Raw genomic sequence first — 17,761 nt, forward strand, 5'->3', positions numbered from 1 at the left:
ACAACCCCCTGTCCGGGGCGTCGCGGCGCACCGTGCGGGTCCGGGCCTCAGTCGCCCGCGCTGTCCACCACCGCGGCCCACTCGTCGAGCAGCGCCTGGGCCGAGGCGTCGTCCGGGCCCTCCGCCCACAGATGGGTGACGGCCTCCGCCCGGTCGGGCAGGACCATGATCCACCGACCGTCGGTCTCGACCACCCGGACCCCGTCCGTGGTGTCCACGCTGCGGTCACCGGCCGCTTCGACGACCCGCCGCATGACGAGCCCCTTGACGGCCCAGGGCGTCGCCAGATCGCGGCGCAGGACGTGCGCCCGGGGGATGCGGGCGTCGATCTGGCTCAGGGTGAGCTGGGTGCGCGCGACGAGCCCGATCAGCCGGACGAAGGCGGCGGTCCCGTCGAAGACGCTGCTGAATTCGGGAACGATGAACCCGCCGCGCCCGTCTCCTCCGAAGATGGTGTCCTCTTCACGGCCCACCCGGGTCAGATCGTCGGGCGAGGTGGTCGTCCACTCCACCTGGGTGCCGTGGTAGGCCGCCACCTGCTCGGCGACGCGCGTGGTCGTCACGGGCAGGGCGACCCGGCCGCTGCGCCGCTCGGCGGCGACGAGATCGAGGAGGACCAGCAGGGCGCGGTCGTCCTCGATGATCCGGCCCAGTTCGTCGACGAGGGAGAGCCGCTCGCCCACCGGGTCGAACCGCACCCCGAAGGCGGCCCGCGCGGAGGACACGATCTCCCCGAGCCGCACCAGACCGGCCCGCCGGGTGTCGGCGGACTCGGTGGGCCGCGCCTCGTCGAGCCCGGGGTTGATCGTCAGCGCGTCCACGCCGAGCCGTCCGAGCAGGCTGGGCAGAACGAGCCCGGCGCTGCCGTTGGAGGCGTCGACGACGACCTTGAGCCCGGATTCGGCGATGCCCTCGACGTCGACGTTCCGCAGGAGGGAGCCGGTGTACGAGTCGAACACGCTGGACGGGAAGTGCAGGTCACCGATCTCGCCGGGGAACGCCCTGCGGTACTCCTGACGGGCGTAGACGCGGTCGAGCTTGCGCTGCTGGGCCTGCGAGAGGTCCGCGCCCCGTTCGTCGATGAACATGATGTCCACGGAGTCGGGCACCCCGGGCGACGTACGGATCATGATGCCGCCGGCGCTGCCCCGGGCGGTCTGCTGACGTGCCACGGGCAGCGGTACGTTCTCGAGGTCCCGTACGTCGATGGCGCTGGCCTGCAGGGCCGAGATGACGGCCCGCTTGAGGGCGCGGGCGCCTCGGGAGTGGTCACGGGCGGTCGTGACCGTCGAGCCCTTCTTGAGGGTCGTGGCGTAGGCGCCCGCCAGCCGCACGGCCAGTTCGGGGGTGATCTCGACGTTCAGGATCCCGGAGACCCCGCGCGCTCCGAAGAGGTGCGCCTGTCCGCGGGATTCCCAGATGACCGAGGTGTTGACGAACGCGCCGGCCTCGATGGTCTTGAACGGATACACCCGCACATTGCCCTGGATGATCGACTCCTCGCCGACCAGGCATTCGTCCCCGATGACGGCGCCGTCCTCGATCCGGGCCGCACGCATGATGTCGGTGTTCTTGCCGACCACACAGCCCCGGAGATTGCTGTGCTGGCCGATGTAGACGTTGTCGTGCACCACGGCTTTGTGAAGAAAGGCGCCGGTCTTGACGACGACGTTCGACCCGACGACCGTGTGTTCCCGGATCTCGACGTCGGCCTCGACCTTGGCGTAGTCGCCGATGTAGAGCGGCCCGCGCAACACGGCGTCGGGGTGGACCTCCGCGCCTTCGGCGACCCACACGCCGGGCGAGATCTCGAAGCCGTCGAGTTCCACGTCGACCATGCGCTCCAGGACGTCCGCCTGGGCCTTCACATAGCTCTCGTGGGTGCCGACGTCCTCCCAGTAGCCCTCGGCGATATAGCCGTAGATGGGCTTGCCCTCCTTCATCAGCTGAGGGAAGACATCACCGGACCAGTCGACCGAGGTGTCGGCCTGGACGTAGTCGAAGACCTCGGGCTCCATGACATAGATGCCCGTGTTGACGGTGTCCGAGAAGACCTGCCCCCACGTCGGCTTCTCCAGGAACCGTTCGACCTGACCGTTCTCGTCCACGATGGTGATGCCGAATTCCAGCGGATTGGGAACCCGGGTGAGGCAGACCGTGACGAGGCCGCCCTTTTCCTTGTGGAACGCGATGAGGTCGGTGAGGTCGAAGTCGGTGAGCGCGTCACCGGAAATGACGAGAAACGTGTCGTCCTTCAGCGCCTCCTCGGCGTTCTTCACGCTGCCTGCGGTGCCGAGTGGCTTCTCCTCGTTGGCATAGGTGAGCTCCATCCCGAGCTCTTCGCCGTCCCCGAAGTAATTCTTGACCAGGGAGGCGAGGAACTGGACGGTCACTACGGTTTCATTGAGCCCATGCCGCTTGAGCAGCCGCAGGACGTGCTCCATGATCGGCCTGTTGGCCACGGGCAGGAGCGGCTTGGGCATGCTCGAGGTCATGGGGCGAAGACGTGTGCCTTCGCCGCCAGCCATCACGACGGCCTTCATGTCGGAAACGTCCTCCTAGAAGAGACGACGGTTAGCCGACTTCGCCCGCCGGGGCATCATTCACGCCATCTGCCGCGGGCCGGCCACATTGCGCGGCACCGCATCAACGAGCTCAATCGGCTACTGCGTCCGCCTTCACGAGCCGGCGGACCTGAACCACATAGAGGATCCCTGCCCACCAGTAGAGCGTTGTACCCCATCCTGCGAACGCCCATCCGAAAACGGCGGCCAGTGTGGCCAGCCAACCACTCCCGTCGCTGAGCAGCAACAAGGGGAACGCGTACATCAGGTTGAAGGTTGCAGCTTTCCCGAGGAAGTTGACCTGCGGGGGCGGATAGCCGTGGCGTCGCAGAACGGCCACCATCACGAGAAGCATCAGCTCACGGGCGAGAAGCGCCGCGGTGACCCAGAGGGGCAAGATCTCACGCCAGGTGAGGCCGACCAGGGTGGAAAGGATGTAGAGGCGGTCCGCCGCCGGGTCCAGGAGCCGGCCGAGGCTGCTGATCTGGTTCCACTTGCGGGCGAGCTTCCCGTCCAGGTAGTCGCTGATGCCGCTGAGCATCAGCACCAGCAGCGCCCAGTTGTCACTGTTGGGCCCACCGAACACGGGGCGAAGAATCAGCCACAGGAAGAGCGGTACCCCGACAAGGCGAGCCATGCTGAGGATGTTGGGGATGGTGAGGACCCGGTCCGTCTGGACCCGAGTCTCCTGGACCTCCACCCGGGGGCCTCCTGTGAAGAACGTGCCAATGATGCCCCCTGACCCTACCCTCAGCTTCCTCCGTTCGGTGCACGGGGGTGCGGCGAAGAACTGTCCACAGAGCCCAAAGGCCCGGAAACGCAGAAAAGCCCCGCACCAAAAAGGTGCGGGGCTTTCCCGGAAAAATTGTTCGGCGGCGTCCTACTCTCCCACAGGGTCCCCCCTGCAGTACCATCGGCGCTGAAAGGCTTAGCTTCCGGGTTCGGAATGTAACCGGGCGTTTCCCTAACGCAATGACCACCGAAACACTATGAAATTTAGAACACCGGATGTAAACACGGCCGTTCATTATTTCAGAACTAACACAGTGGACGCGAGCAACTGAGGACAAGCCCTCGGCCTATTAGTACCAGTCAGCTCCACCCGTTACCGGGCTTCCACATCTGGCCTATCAACCCAGTCGTCTACTGGGAGCCTTAACCCCTCAAAGGAGGTGGGAATACTCATCTCGAAGCAGGCTTCCCGCTTAGATGCTTTCAGCGGTTATCCTTTCCGAACGTAGCCAACCAGCCATGCCCTTGGCAGGACAACTGGCACACCAGAGGTTCGTCCGTCCCGGTCCTCTCGTACTAGGGACAGCCCTTCTCAATATTCCTACGCGCACAGCGGATAGGGACCGAACTGTCTCACGACGTTCTAAACCCAGCTCGCGTACCGCTTTAATGGGCGAACAGCCCAACCCTTGGGACCGACTCCAGCCCCAGGATGCGACGAGCCGACATCGAGGTGCCAAACCATCCCGTCGATATGGACTCTTGGGGAAGATCAGCCTGTTATCCCCGGGGTACCTTTTATCCGTTGAGCGACAGCGCTTCCACAAGCCACTGCCGGATCACTAGTCCCGACTTTCGTCCCTGCTCGACCCGTCGGTCTCACAGTCAAGCTCCCTTGTGCACTTACACTCAACACCTGATTACCAACCAGGCTGAGGGAACCTTTGGGCGCCTCCGTTACTCTTTAGGAGGCAACCGCCCCAGTTAAACTACCCATCAGACACTGTCCCTGATCCGGATCACGGACCCAGGTTAGACATCCAGCACGACCAGAGTGGTATTTCAACGACGACTCCACAACCACTGGCGTGGCCGCTTCAAAGTCTCCCACCTATCCTACACAAGCCGAACCGAACACCAATATCAAACTATAGTAAAGGTCCCGGGGTCTTTCCGTCCTGCTGCGCGAAACGAGCATCTTTACTCGTAGTGCAATTTCACCGGGCCTATGGTTGAGACAGTCGAGAAGTCGTTACGCCATTCGTGCAGGTCGGAACTTACCCGACAAGGAATTTCGCTACCTTAGGATGGTTATAGTTACCACCGCCGTTTACTGGCGCTTAAGTTCTCAGCTTCGCCAACCCGAAAGTCAGCTAACCGGTCCCCTTAACGTTCCAGCACCGGGCAGGCGTCAGTCCGTATACATCGCCTTACGGCTTCGCACGGACCTGTGTTTTTAGTAAACAGTCGCTTCTCGCTGGTCTCTGCGGCCACCCCCAGCTCACCGAGTAAATCGGATCACCAGTGATGGCCCCCCTTCTCCCGAAGTTACGGGGGCATTTTGCCGAGTTCCTTAACCATAGTTCACCCGAACGCCTCGGTATTCTCTACCTGACCACCTGAGTCGGTTTAGGGTACGGGCCGCCATGAAACTCGCTAGAGGCTTTTCTCGACAGCATAGGATCATCCACTTCACCACAATCGGCTCGGCATCAGGTCTCAGACTATGTGCACGACGGATTTACCTACCGTGCGTCCTACACCCTTACCCCGGGACAACCACCGCCCGGGCTGGACTACCTTCCTGCGTCACCCCATCGCTTACCTACTACAAGTCTGGTTCATCGGCTCCACCACTACCCTCAACTCCGAAGAGATCGGGCCGGCTTCACGGACTTAGCATCGCCTGATTCAGTACTGGGCGTTTCAAAGCGGGTACCGGAATATCAACCGGTTGTCCATCGACTACGCCTGTCGGCCTCGCCTTAGGTCCCGACTTACCCTGGGCAGATCAGCTTGACCCAGGAACCCTTAGTCAATCGGCGCACACGTTTCTCACGTGTGTATCGCTACTCATGCCTGCATTCTCACTCGTGAACCGTCCACAACTCGCTTCCGCGGCTGCTTCACCCGGCACACGACGCTCCCCTACCCATCCACACAGGCGTTGGCCCTATATGTGTGAATGACACGACTTCGGCGGTACGCTTGAGCCCCGCTACATTGTCGGCGCGGAATCACTTGACCAGTGAGCTATTACGCACTCTTTCAAGGGTGGCTGCTTCTAAGCCAACCTCCTGGTTGTCTCTGCGACTCCACATCCTTTCCCACTTAGCGTACGCTTAGGGGCCTTAGTCGATGCTCTGGGCTGTTTCCCTCTCGACCATGGAGCTTATCCCCCACAGTCTCACTGCCGCGCTCTCACTTACCGGCATTCGGAGTTTGGCTAAGGTCAGTAACCCGGTAGGGCCCATCGCCTATCCAGTGCTCTACCTCCGGCAAGAAACACACGACGCTGCACCTAAATGCATTTCGGGGAGAACCAGCTATCACGGAGTTTGATTGGCCTTTCACCCTAACCACAGGTCATCCCCCAGGTTTTCAACCCTGGTGGGTTCGGTCCTCCACGAAGTCTTACCTCCGCTTCAACCTGCCCATGGCTAGATCACTCCGCTTCGGGTCTAGAGCGTGCAACTCAAACGCCCTATTCGGACTCGCTTTCGCTACGGCTTCCCCACACGGGTTAACCTCGCTACACACCGCTAACTCGCAGGCTCATTCTTCAAAAGGCACGCAGTCACGACTGACAGCACAAGTGCTGCCAGCGACGCTCCCACGGCTTGTAGGCACACGGTTTCAGGTACTATTTCACTCCGCTCCCGCGGTACTTTTCACCATTCCCTCACGGTACTATCCGCTATCGGTCACCAGGGAATATTTAGGCTTAGCGGGTGGTCCCGCCAGATTCACACGGGATTTCTCGGGCCCCGTGCTACTTGGGTGTCTCTCAAACAAGCCGCTGATGTTTCAGCTACGGGGGTCTTACCCTCTACGCCGGACCTTTCGCATGTCCTTCGCCTACATCAACGGTTTCTGACTCGTCTCACAGCCGGCAGACTGCAAAGAGAGATCCCACAACCCCGAATGCGCAACCCCTGCCGGGTATCACACGCATACGGTTTGGCCTCATCCAGTTTCGCTCGCCACTACTCCCGGAATCACGGTTGTTTTCTCTTCCTGAGGGTACTGAGATGTTTCACTTCCCCTCGTTCCCTCCACACTGCCTATGTGTTCAGCAGCGGGTGACAGCCCATGACGACTGCCGGGTTTCCCCATTCGGAAACCCCCGGATCAAAGCTTGGTTGACAGCTCCCCGGGGACTATCGTGGCCTCCCACGTCCTTCATCGGTTCCTGGTGCCAAGGCATCCACCGTGCGCCCTTAAAAACTTGGCCACAGATGCTCGCGTCCACTGTGCAGTTCTCAAACAACGACCAGCCACCCATCACCCCGCCCAAACAGGCGAGTTCACTGGGACCGGATCAGAAGGCAGCCTCTCGGCCGTACCCTCAGACACCCAACAACGTGCCCGGCCCGATGCCCTGTTCACCACGTTCCACGCCGAAGCAGTACTAGTGACAACCAGATCATCGTGCCGAATAGTCAACGTTCCACCCATGAGCAACCAGCACCGAACATTCGCCGGTGTACTGGCCTCTGACCAAACTCGAGAGCCTGGTAAGAAGTGCTCCTTAGAAAGGAGGTGATCCAGCCGCACCTTCCGGTACGGCTACCTTGTTACGACTTCGTCCCAATCGCCAGTCCCACCTTCGACAGCTCCCTCCCACAAGGGGTTGGGCCACCGGCTTCGGGTGTTACCGACTTTCGTGACGTGACGGGCGGTGTGTACAAGGCCCGGGAACGTATTCACCGCAGCAATGCTGATCTGCGATTACTAGCAACTCCGACTTCATGGGGTCGAGTTGCAGACCCCAATCCGAACTGAGACCGGCTTTTTGAGATTCGCTCCGCCTCGCGGCATCGCAGCTCATTGTACCGGCCATTGTAGCACGTGTGCAGCCCAAGACATAAGGGCATGATGACTTGACGTCGTCCCCACCTTCCTCCGAGTTGACCCCGGCAGTCTCCTGTGAGTCCCCATCACCCCGAAGGGCATGCTGGCAACACAGAACAAGGGTTGCGCTCGTTGCGGGACTTAACCCAACATCTCACGACACGAGCTGACGACAGCCATGCACCACCTGTATACCGACCACAAGGGGGGCACCATCTCTGATGCTTTCCGGTATATGTCAAGCCTTGGTAAGGTTCTTCGCGTTGCGTCGAATTAAGCCACATGCTCCGCTGCTTGTGCGGGCCCCCGTCAATTCCTTTGAGTTTTAGCCTTGCGGCCGTACTCCCCAGGCGGGGAACTTAATGCGTTAGCTGCGGCACCGACGACGTGGAATGTCGCCAACACCTAGTTCCCAACGTTTACGGCGTGGACTACCAGGGTATCTAATCCTGTTCGCTCCCCACGCTTTCGCTCCTCAGCGTCAGTAATGGCCCAGAGATCCGCCTTCGCCACCGGTGTTCCTCCTGATATCTGCGCATTTCACCGCTACACCAGGAATTCCGATCTCCCCTACCACACTCTAGCTAGCCCGTATCGAATGCAGACCCGGCTTTCACATCCGACGTGACAAGCCGCCTACGAGCTCTTTACGCCCAATAATTCCGGACAACGCTTGCGCCCTACGTATTACCGCGGCTGCTGGCACGTAGTTAGCCGGCGCTTCTTCTGCAGGTACCGTCACTTTCGCTTCTTCCCTGCTGAAAGAGGTTTACAACCCGAAGGCCGTCATCCCTCACGCGGCGTCGCTGCATCAGGCTTTCGCCCATTGTGCAATATTCCCCACTGCTGCCTCCCGTAGGAGTCTGGGCCGTGTCTCAGTCCCAGTGTGGCCGGTCGCCCTCTCAGGCCGGCTACCCGTCGTCGCCTTGGTAGGCCATTACCCCACCAACAAGCTGATAGGCCGCGGGCTCATCCTTCACCGCCGGAGCTTTTAACCCCGTCCCATGCGGGACAGAGTGTTATCCGGTATTAGACCCCGTTTCCAGGGCTTGTCCCAGAGTGAAGGGCAGATTGCCCACGTGTTACTCACCCGTTCGCCACTAATCCACCACCGAAGCGGCTTCATCGTTCGACTTGCATGTGTTAAGCACGCCGCCAGCGTTCGTCCTGAGCCAGGATCAAACTCTCCGTGAATGTTTACCCGTAATCGGGTGCACACATCACGAGAGCGGAACAACCGGTCGGAATAAGACCCGTTGTTCACAGCGTCCTCGCTGTGTATTGCCTACCGCCACCCACAAGGAGCGGAACGGCAGGACTTTCAAAGGAACCACCAACCTGCCGAAGCAGGCCGGGGTATCAACATATCTGGCGTTGACTTTTGGCACGCTGTTGAGTTCTCAAGGAACGGACGCTTCCTTCGGTCCCGTTTCACCGGGGCCCTCCGGGCGCTTCCCTTCGTTCTTGCGTTTCCGACTCTATCAGACTCTTTCGTGTCTGATTCCCGGTCGAAGCGGGTTCTGCATTTCGCTTCCGAGGAATTCGCTTTCGCGCTTTCCCTTTCGGCGAGTCCGACTCTATCAGGCCTTTTCCGTCTCCCTGACCACGGCCTGCGGGCATGCCGAAGGAAGGGGCAAGGTTAGGATCTGGGCTTGAAAGTCGCCGCCGACCCCCGACTCAAAGTCGCGTTGGGGTCAGGCAGGAGTACGACAGTACAGGCCGCCGGGAGTCGAGGCAAATCGTTTCTGGTGCACCCCTAGGTCCGCCAAGCGGTAGGTCTCGGGCGGAACCGGGACTTCATATGACTTACTCTGCTGAGCAGTACGCCGTCCCCCATCAGCCGCGGCGGCGACACCTGAATCTCCACCCCCTGGGAGGCTCCCCATGACCAACGTGACGTCCCCTCTTGCTGGACGCGCCATCGGACTCACCGCGGTTCCCGACCCGGTCTTCTCCGGCGCGATGGTCGGTCCCGGCACCGCCATCGACCCCGTGCGCGAGCCCTCGGAGGCCGTGTCCCCGGTCGACGGCATCGTCGTCTCCCTGCACCCGCACGCGTTCGTCGTCGTCGACGCGGACGGGCACGGGGTCCTGACGCACCTCGGCATCGACACCGTCCAGCTCAACGGCGAGGGCTTCGAGCTGCTCGTGAACAAGGGGGACACGGTGACCCGGGGCCAGAGCGTCGTGCGCTGGGACCCGTCCGCGGTCGAGGCCGCCGGCAAGTCGCCCATCTGCCCGATCGTGGCCCTGGAAGCCACCGCCGAGTCGCTCTCCGACGTCCGTGAGGACGGGGACGTGAAGGTCGGCGACACGCTGTTCGGCTGGCAGTAGCGCCTCGGGCGCAGTGACGAGCCAGTTGCACAACCACCGCGGTGACTCGGTCGCCGCACAACCGGAGACGGGTGAAATGGAGACAACGCTGCGAGGCGTCGGCGTGAGCCACGGTGTGGCCATCGGCGAGGTTCGGCACATGGGTACGGCGGTGCTGGAACCGCCGGCCAAATCGATTCCCGCCGAGGAGGCCGAGCGCGAACAGGGGCGTGCCCGGCAGGCGGTGGAGGCCGTGGCCGCCGATCTGATCGCGCGCGGCAATCTGGCCGGCGGCGAGGCACAGCACGTGCTCGAGGCGCAGGCCATGATGGCGCAGGACCCCGAGCTGATGTCCGATGTCGACCGGCGCATCGCCGTGGGCAGCACCGCCGAGCGTGGCGTGTACGACGCCTTCGCCGCGTACCGGGCGTTGCTCGCCAATGCCGGGGAGTACCTGGCGGGGCGGGTCGCGGACCTCGACGACGTACGGAACCGGATCGTGGCGCGGCTGCTCGGTGTGCCGATGCCCGGTGTGCCGGACAGCGACGAGCCGTATGTGCTGATCGCCCGCGATCTGGCGCCGGCCGACACCGCGCTCCTCGACCCGACGCTGGTGCTCGGCTTCGTCACCGAGGAGGGCGGGCCGACCAGCCACAGCGCCATCCTGGCGCGGGCGCTCGGCGTTCCGGCCGTGGTGGCGCTGCCCGGCGCGGGTGAGCTGGCCGAGGGCACGGTCGTCGCGGTGGACGGCAGCACGGGTGAGATCTTCGTGAACCCGAGCGCCGAGAAGCGGGAGGAGATGGAGAGCGCCGCTGCCGCCCGTAAGGCTGCGCTGTCCGCATCCACCGGTCCTGGTGCCACCTCCGACGGGCACAAGGTGCCGCTGCTCGCGAATGTCGGCGGTCCGGGCGATGTGCCCGCGGCGGTCGAGGCGGGTGCCGAGGGTGTGGGGCTGTTCCGGACCGAGTTCCTGTTCCTGGACGACAGCAAGCAGGTTCCTTCCGAGGAGAAGCAGGTCGCGGCCTACCGTGCGGTGCTGGAGGCGTTCCCCGAGGGGCGTGTCGTGGTGCGCGTGCTGGACGCCGGGGCCGACAAGCCGCTGGACTTCCTGACGCCGGCCGACGAGCCGAACCCGGCGCTCGGCGTGCGGGGGCTGCGGAGTCTGCTGGACCACCCCGAGGTGCTGCGTACCCAGCTGACCGCGCTGGCGAAGGCCGCCGAGGGTCTGCCGGTGTACCTGGAGGTCATGGCCCCCATGGTGGCGGACCGTGCCGACGCCAAGGCGTTCGCGGACGCGTGCCGCGAGGCCGGGCTGCGGGCGAAGTTCGGTGCGATGGTGGAGATTCCGTCGGCCGCTCTGCGGGCGCGGTCGATCCTCCAGGAGGTGGAGTTCCTGTCGCTGGGCACCAACGACCTGGCGCAGTACACCTTCGCGGCCGACCGTCAGGTGGGCGCGGTGTCGCGGCTCCAGGACCCGTGGCAGCCGGCGCTGCTGGATCTCGTGGCGCTGTCCGCCGAGGCGGCTCGTGCCGAGGGCAAGAGCTGTGGTGTGTGCGGTGAGGCCGCGGCCGATCCGCTGCTGGCGTGTGTGCTGACCGGGCTGGGTGTCACCTCGCTCTCCATGGGTGCGGCGTCCATTCCTTATGTGCGGGCCACGCTGGCCAAGTACACGCTGGCGCAGTGCGAGCGTGCGGCGAACGCCGCTCGTTCCGCCGACTCCGCCGACGAGGCGCGCAGCGCCGCTCAGGCGGTGCTGTCCGGCGAGTAGCCGAGGCGGGTGCGTCTGTTTGAAGCAGGAGGGGCTTTCCGCCGGGTGGTGGGAGGCCCCTCCTGCTGTGTGCCGGTGTTCTCCGGCGTCTCAGTGGTGGGGCTCCGCCGGGTCGGCTCCGATGTCGAATCCCGCGCAGTACTCCACGCCGGACTCCGGGGAGACGGGCTCTCCGGTGTCCGCGTCGGTGCAGTAGGCGTTGAAGACCTCGCCGGCGGTGAGCGGGGCGAGTGCGCCGTGGGCCAGTCGCCAGCCGTGGACGCGGTCCGGGCTGTCGGGGGCGCTGGTGCGCAGGACGACTCCCCCGCGTGATGCGAGGGCGATGGCGACCGCGAGGACGGTGGCGAACTCCGCGCCTTCCGCGCTGTCGAGGCGGGCCGGTCCCGTGGTGTCGCGGTGGGTGTGGAGCACGGCCAGGAGCTGGTCGTTCTCCGTCGGGGTGCTGCACACCAGGTGGTGGGTGCCCGGTCCCGCCGTTTCCAGCAGGCGCATCAGGAGGTGGGAGGCGCGGTCGAAGGCCGCGCGTCCGATGTCCTGGCCGCAGTCGGCGCAGTTGCCGAGGTCGGCGAGGAGGAGGGTGGCGTACTCCCAGGTGGCCTGGCGGACCGCGCGGGAGACGAGGACGGGGATGAGGTCGCTCAGGCGTTGGCCGGTGTAGGTGACCGTGGCTCCGGCGGCGGCGATCTCCGCGGTGAAGCGGCTGCGGCTGGCTCCGGTGTCGGCGTCGAGTCCGGATTCGGCGCAGAACTCCGCGTAGTCCTCCGGGTCGAAGAGGGCGACGGTGGTGTGCACGCCCTGGGCCGTGAGCGTTTTGAGCAGGCTCTCGACCTGCTGGAGATAGACGGTGTGGTCGTCGAAGGTGAAGGTGCGGTAGTGCCGCATGGCCGCGAAGTCCTGTGCGTCGGCCAGCAGGCCGACGGTGCTGGGTGCTTCGCGGCGCAGCGTGCGTCGCATGGTGGTGTCGGTGTGCGCCATGTGTCCCCCTGTGCGCGGTGAATCCTTGCTCACTCAGCGTAATCAGGGGGACTGACAGTGGCGTTATGCGCGGCGGCTCGCGGCCAGTTCGGCGTAGAAGCGGAGGAGGTCGAGGTTGTCGACGGAGCCCGGGTTGACCGCCTTGGCCAGCTCGGTGCCCTGGAGCAGGCGCTTGACCGGAACCTCGATGCGCTTGCCGGTGAGGGTGTGCGGGATGCCGGGGACCTCGATGACCTCGTCCGGTACGTGGCGCGGGGAGAGGTTCTCGCGGATGGTCTGCTTGATCGCCGCGCGCAGGTCGTCGTCGAGGGTCGCGCCTTCGGCGAGGTGGACGAAGAGGGGCATCCAGTAGCCGCCGTCGGGTTCTTCGAGGCCGATGACGAGGGATTCGCGGATCTCGGGGAGGCGTTCGACGGCCTCGTAGATGTCGGCGGAGCCCATGCGGACGCCCTGGCGGTTGAGGGTGGAGTCGGAGCGGCCGTGGATGATCACCGAGCCGCGGTCGGTGATGGTGATCCAGTCGCCGTGCCGCCAGACGCCGGGGTACATGTCGAAGTAGCTGTCGTGGTAGCGGCTGCCGTCGGGGTCGTTCCAGAAGCGGATCGGCATGGAGGGCAGCGGGTTGGTGACGACCAGTTCGCCGACCTCGTTGATCAGCGGCTTGCCCGACGGGTCCCAGGACTGGAGGTCGGTGCCCAGGCAGGGGGCCTGGAGTTCGCCGATGTGGACCGGGAGGGTGGGGACGGCTCCGGCGAAGCAGGAGCAGACGTCGGTGCCGCCGCTGACGGAGGCGATCCAGAGGTCCGCGCCCCTGTTGGCGAACTCGTCGTGGAGCCAGCGGAAGCCGTCGGGCGGGAGCGGGGAGCCGGTGGTGGCGACGCACTGGACGCGGGAGAGGTCGAAGTCGCGGCCGGGGTGGATGTCCGCCTTGCGGCAGGCCATGACGTAGGCGGCGGAGGTGCCGTAGAGGGTGGCGCCGGTCTGCTCGGCGACCCGCCACTGGGCGCTGATGTCCGGGTAGCCGGGGCTGCCGTCGTAGAGGACGACGGTGGTGCCGGTGAGAAGGCCGGAGACGAGGAAGTTCCACATCATCCAGCCGGTGGAGGTGTACCAGAAGAAGCGGTCCTCGGGTCCGAGGTCGCAGTGCAGGCCGATCTGCTTGAAGTGTTCGAGCAGGATGCCGCCCTGGGACTGGACGATGGCCTTGGGCAGGCCGGTGGTGCCGGAGGAGTAGAGGACCCACAGCGGGTGGTCGAAGGGGACCTGTTCGAAGACCGGTTCGGTGTCGGCGGAGGTGAGGGCGGCCCAGGCGAGCGCGCCCTCGGGGGCGTCGGTGCCGAGCAGCGGGATGTGGACGACGGCGCGGAGCGTGGGCAGTTCGCGGCGGAGTTCGGCGACGGTCTCGGTGCGGTCGTGTTCCTTGCCGCCGTAGCGGTAGCCGTCGACGGTGAACAGGACGACGGGCTCGATCTGCTGGAAGCGGTCGAGGACGCTGCGGGCGCCGAAGTCGGGGGCGCAGGAGGTCCAGACGCCGCCGACGGCTGCGGTGGCGAGGAAGGCGACGACGGCCTGCGGGATGTTGGGGAGGTAGCCGCTGACGCGGTCGCCGGGGGTGACGCCGAGGGCGCGGAGTTCGGCGGCGAGTGCGCCGACCTGGCGGCGGAGTTCGGCCCAGCTGACAGGGGACTGGGTGTGGGTCTCGTCGACGTACAGCAGGGCGGGGGTGTCCGCGCGGGACGGGTCATCGGCGGTGCGCAGGGCGTGTTCGGCGTAGTTGAGGGTGGCTCCGGGGAACCAGGTGGCGCCGGGCATGGTGCGGTCGCCGAGGACGCTCTCGTACGGCGTGGAGAAGCGGACGTCGAACCATTCGGCGACGGCGCGCCAGAAGGTGTCGAGCTCGTCGACCGACCAGCGGTGCAGTGCGGCGTACCCGCCGTCGGCCGGGGCGCCGTACCGGGTCGCGGCCCAGTTCTGGAAGCGGGTGACGGCCGCGGCCTCGATGCGGTCGGGGCCGGGCTGCCAGAGCGGGGCGTCGTCGGGCGTGGCTGCGGTCATGAGGGCTGCTCCCTGGCTGTACGGGTACGCGGGGTGGGCGTGTCGGCGCGCACGGGCTGGGGTGTGCGCGTGAGCGGCTGACACGGACGATGCCATGTGATCGTCTTCGGCACCAGGGTGGCCCCGCTGTGAGGGGCTGCGTCGCTTTCGGGCCGGAGCGGGTGAACGGGAGTTGAACGGAAGGTTCTGCGCGTCGGGCGGGTGGCAGGGTGTGCGCCATGGACGGTCGTGACCTGGTGCGTCGGGTGAGGTTGGTCGGTTCGGTGCGGGGGCTGCGCACCGTGCGTTCGGCGTGGCGGCGTCGGTCCGCGGACGCGGCGGCACTGCCGGCGCGCGGGCCGGAGCGGGCCCGGGTGCCCGGGGCGCTGACGGGGGCGGAGCCGGAGCCCGGCGGGGGTGTGGTGCGGTTCGCCCGTTCGGAGCTGCGGATCCGGGTGTCGGTGGGCGGTGCGGTGTTCTGGGCGTGGGACGGGGCGGAGCCATTGCCGTCGTACGCGGTGCCGGGCGAGGCTCCCGCGCCGGATCCGCGGGCGGTGCTGGAGCCGGACAAGGACGGCGGCTGGCAGGTGGTCTCGGAGCGGCTGACGGTGGTGGTGTCGCGGACCGGGGCGGTGGAGCTGCGGACGCCGGGCGGGCTGCTGCTGCGGCGGGAGCTGCCGCCGCGCTGGTGGGAGCCGGTGGGCGGGGGGCCGGTGCGGTGGGTGCAGCGCTCGGAGGTGCCGGCGGACGCGCGGTTCTTCGGGCTGGGCGGCCGGGCGGGCGGGCCTCGGTTGCGGGACGGCGTCTACGGGCTGTGGAACACCGATCCCGGCGGGCGTTTCGGCCCGGAGGACGATCCGCTGTATCTGACGATGCCGGTGCAGGTGGTGGTGTCGGACGCGGGGACGCATCTGGCGTTCCACGACAACAGCTGGGCGGGGCGGGTGGTGCTGCGGGAGGGCGAGGAGGGCGCCGGCTCGGGGCATGACCGGCCGGGCACCTGCGAGGTGCGGATGGAGGGCGGTCCGCTGCGCTGCTGGGTGGTGGCGGGGACGCCGGCCCGGGTGCTCCAGGGGTGGACGGCGTTGACGGGTGCGCCGGCGCTGCCGCCGTCCTGGGCTCTGGGGCCGCAGCACGCCCGGTGGGGGTTCGGCGGTGAGCGGGAGGTGCGGCGGGTCGTCGCCGGGTACCGGGAGCGGGGGCTGCCGCTGTCCGTGCTGCATCTGGACATCGACCATTTCGACGGGCACCGGGTGTTCACGGTGGACCGGGAGCGGTTCCCCGGTCTGCCCGCGCTGGCGAAGGAGTTGCGCGAGGACGGGGTGCGGCTGGTGTCGATCGTGGATCCGGCGGTGAAGGCGGAGCCGGGCGACGCGGTGTTCGACGCGGGGCGGTCGGTGGGTGAGCGGGGTGCGTACGTCCGGGACGCGCGGGGGCGGGTGGTGGTCGGGGAGGTGTGGCCGGGGGCGTCCGTCTATCCGGACTTCACCGATCCGCTTGTGCGGGATTGGTGGGGATCGCTGTACGAGGAGCGGCTTGCGCAGGGCTTCTCGGGGGTCTGGCACGACATGAACGAGCCGGTGTCCTTCGCGGCGTTCGGGGATCCGTCGCTGCCGCGTTCGGCCCGGCACGCGCTGGAGGGCGCCGGTGGTGATCATCGCGAGGCGCACAACGTGTACGCCCTGGCGATGGCGCGGGCGGGTTATGAAGGGCTGCTCCGGTTCCGCCCGGAGGAGCGGCCATTCCTCTTCTCGCGGTCGGGCTGGGCGGGGATGCAGAGGTACGGCGGCACCTGGTCCGGTGATGTGTCGACGGGGTGGCCGGGGCTGCGCGCGTCGTTGTCGCTGGTGGTGGGGCTCGGGCTGTGCGGGGTGCCGTATTCGGGCCCGGATGTGGGCGGGTTCGACGGGTTCCCGTCGCCGGAGCTGTATGTGCGGTGGTTCCAGCTGGGGGCGTATCTGCCGTTGTTCCGTACGCACTCGGCGACCGGCGCGGGGCGGCGGGAGCCTTGGGAGTTCGGGCCGGAGGCGTTGGAGGCCGCGCGGGCGGCACTGGTGGAGCGGGAGCGGCTGCGCCCGTACTTCGTGACGCTGTCGCACGTGGCGCGGCTGACCGGTGCGCCGTATGTGCGGCCGCTGTGGTGGGGTGCGCCGGGCGACCGGGCGCTGCGGGAGTGCGAGGACGCGTTCCTGCTGGGCGACGCGCTGCTGGTGGCTCCGGTGCTGGAGCCCGGGGCGCGGCGGCGGGCGGTGCGGCTGCCCCGGGGGCGGTGGTACGACACGGTGACCGGGCGGGCGTACGAGGGTCCGGGCCAGGTCCTGGTCGACGCTCCGCTGTCCCGGGTGCCGGTGCTGGCGCGGGCGGGCGCGGTGGTTCCGGTGCGGGGCGCGGACGGCGGGCCGGAGCTGGAGGTGTGGGCGCCCGCGCCGGGGCGTACGGGCGGCGGGCTGGTGGTGCGGGATCCGGGCGACGGGTGGGCGGAGGCGGAGGTCGAGCGGTATGTGACGCGGTGGGAGGGCGACCGCGTGGTGGTGGAGCGGGACGGTGCGGAGGGCCGGGTCGACTGTCCGGTGCGGGTGCGGGGGGTGGCGGAGGAGTCCTAGGGCTTACGGAAGGGGCCGCCTCTCCGTATGGCCCCGGGCTCTCAGCGGTGGCGCCCCGCGAACCAGGCGGCGGCGGCTTCCGTGTGCAGAGGGAAGGCCAGGGGGCGCGGGCTGTACAGGATGTCGTAGCCGGACGTCTCGTCGGTGGGGGTCGAGGGCGGGAGGCTCGCGAGGGGGCGGGCCGGGAGGAGGCCGAAGACCAGGAGGTGGCCGTCGGTGTCGCTGAGGGCGTCGGCGAGGCGGACGTCCTGTGCGGCGGCTTCGATGCCGGTCTCCTCGCGCAGCTCGCGGGCGACCGCGTGACGCCAGTCCTCGGCGTGGTCGATGAACCCGCCGGGCAGGGCCGTGCCGCCCTTCTGCGGTTCGATGGTGCGGGTGATGATGACGAGCCCGGTCGAGCGGGGGCCGATGACGGGAAGCAGGGCCACCGCGACGGGCAGCGGGTTGCGGTAGGCGGTGGTTCCGCAGTGCGTGCAGGTGCGGGGCCAGGCGTCGGCGGACGGGAGCCCGGTGTACGGGGCTCCGCAGGTGCCGCAGTGGGAGTTCCGTACGTACCGGAGTGGCTGCGGGGCGGTCGGGGAAGGGCTGTCGCCGGGTTCGGACACGGGCGGACTGTATCGGTCCGCCCCCTCCCCGCATCCCGGAGACCGCGAAGCCGCGTCCTTTCCCGCAGGGCGCCCCAACTGATAGATGGTGTG

The 17,761-nt window shown here is 66.7% G+C and carries 8 protein-coding genes and 3 rRNA genes; 3 read left to right on the forward strand and 8 right to left on the reverse strand.

What is annotated here, in order from left to right; genetic code table 11:
• Window positions 1-47 precede the first annotated feature (47 nt).
• The 5 genes from KV381_RS04465 to KV381_RS04485 form a co-directional block, all read right to left on the reverse strand.
• Window positions 48-2,543 carry a mannose-1-phosphate guanyltransferase gene (locus KV381_RS04465; protein ID WP_030081109.1) on the reverse strand — a complete coding sequence of 832 codons (2,496 nt, stop codon included), beginning with the start codon at window positions 2,541-2,543 and terminating at the stop codon, window positions 48-50.
• A gap of 112 nt (window positions 2,544-2,655) precedes the next feature.
• Window positions 2,656-3,264, reverse strand: coding sequence for a CDP-alcohol phosphatidyltransferase family protein (locus KV381_RS04470; RefSeq protein ID WP_030081108.1), 609 nt, complete (start codon window positions 3,262-3,264; stop codon window positions 2,656-2,658).
• 167 nt (window positions 3,265-3,431) lie between these two features.
• Window positions 3,432-3,548, reverse strand: a 5S ribosomal RNA gene (gene rrf / locus KV381_RS04475).
• A 78-nt stretch (window positions 3,549-3,626) separates the two neighbouring features.
• A 23S ribosomal RNA gene (locus tag KV381_RS04480) occupies window positions 3,627-6,750 on the reverse strand.
• Between the two features lie 301 nt (window positions 6,751-7,051).
• Window positions 7,052-8,564 (reverse strand): 16S ribosomal RNA (locus KV381_RS04485).
• Together the 16S, 23S and 5S rRNA genes form the textbook arrangement of a ribosomal RNA operon.
• A gap of 690 nt (window positions 8,565-9,254) precedes the next feature.
• On the opposite strand from KV381_RS04485, the gene KV381_RS04490 reads away from it, so the two are divergent.
• Together KV381_RS04490 and ptsP are read left to right on the forward strand one after the other, a co-directional pair.
• Complete coding sequence (locus KV381_RS04490) at window positions 9,255-9,704, forward strand: PTS glucose transporter subunit IIA (protein ID WP_030080222.1); 450 nt, start codon at window positions 9,255-9,257, stop codon at window positions 9,702-9,704.
• A 76-nt stretch (window positions 9,705-9,780) separates the two neighbouring features.
• On the forward strand, window positions 9,781-11,451 hold the full coding sequence (gene ptsP, locus KV381_RS04495) for a phosphoenolpyruvate--protein phosphotransferase (RefSeq protein WP_218784665.1): 1,671 nt from the start codon (window positions 9,781-9,783) through the stop codon (window positions 11,449-11,451).
• A gap of 90 nt (window positions 11,452-11,541) precedes the next feature.
• Here ptsP and KV381_RS04500 read toward each other — a convergent pair whose 3' ends face one another.
• Both KV381_RS04500 and KV381_RS04505 read right to left on the reverse strand, forming a co-directional pair.
• Window positions 11,542-12,426 carry a hypothetical protein gene (locus KV381_RS04500; RefSeq protein WP_098026185.1) on the reverse strand — a complete coding sequence of 295 codons (885 nt, stop codon included), beginning with the start codon at window positions 12,424-12,426 and terminating at the stop codon, window positions 11,542-11,544.
• Between the two features lie 63 nt (window positions 12,427-12,489).
• A complete protein-coding gene (locus KV381_RS04505; RefSeq protein ID WP_030080228.1) occupies window positions 12,490-14,481 on the reverse strand; it encodes an acetoacetate--CoA ligase in 1,992 nt (663 codons plus the stop codon).
• Between the two features lie 218 nt (window positions 14,482-14,699).
• Between KV381_RS04505 and KV381_RS04510 the strand changes: the two genes are divergently transcribed.
• Entirely contained in the window at window positions 14,700-17,063 is a 2,364-nt protein-coding gene (locus tag KV381_RS04510; RefSeq protein WP_218784667.1) for a glycoside hydrolase family 31 protein, read from the forward strand.
• Between the two features lie 41 nt (window positions 17,064-17,104).
• On the opposite strand, the gene KV381_RS04515 is transcribed toward KV381_RS04510, so the two are convergent.
• Window positions 17,105-17,668 (reverse strand): NUDIX domain-containing protein, encoded by a 564-nt coding sequence (locus KV381_RS04515; RefSeq protein ID WP_218784669.1) that lies wholly within the window; start codon window positions 17,666-17,668, stop codon window positions 17,105-17,107.
• Window positions 17,669-17,761 lie beyond the last annotated feature (93 nt).

Source organism: Streptomyces sp. WY228 (assembly GCF_019287315.1).
GTDB classification, from domain to species: domain Bacteria; phylum Actinomycetota; class Actinomycetes; order Streptomycetales; family Streptomycetaceae; genus Streptomyces; species Streptomyces caviscabies.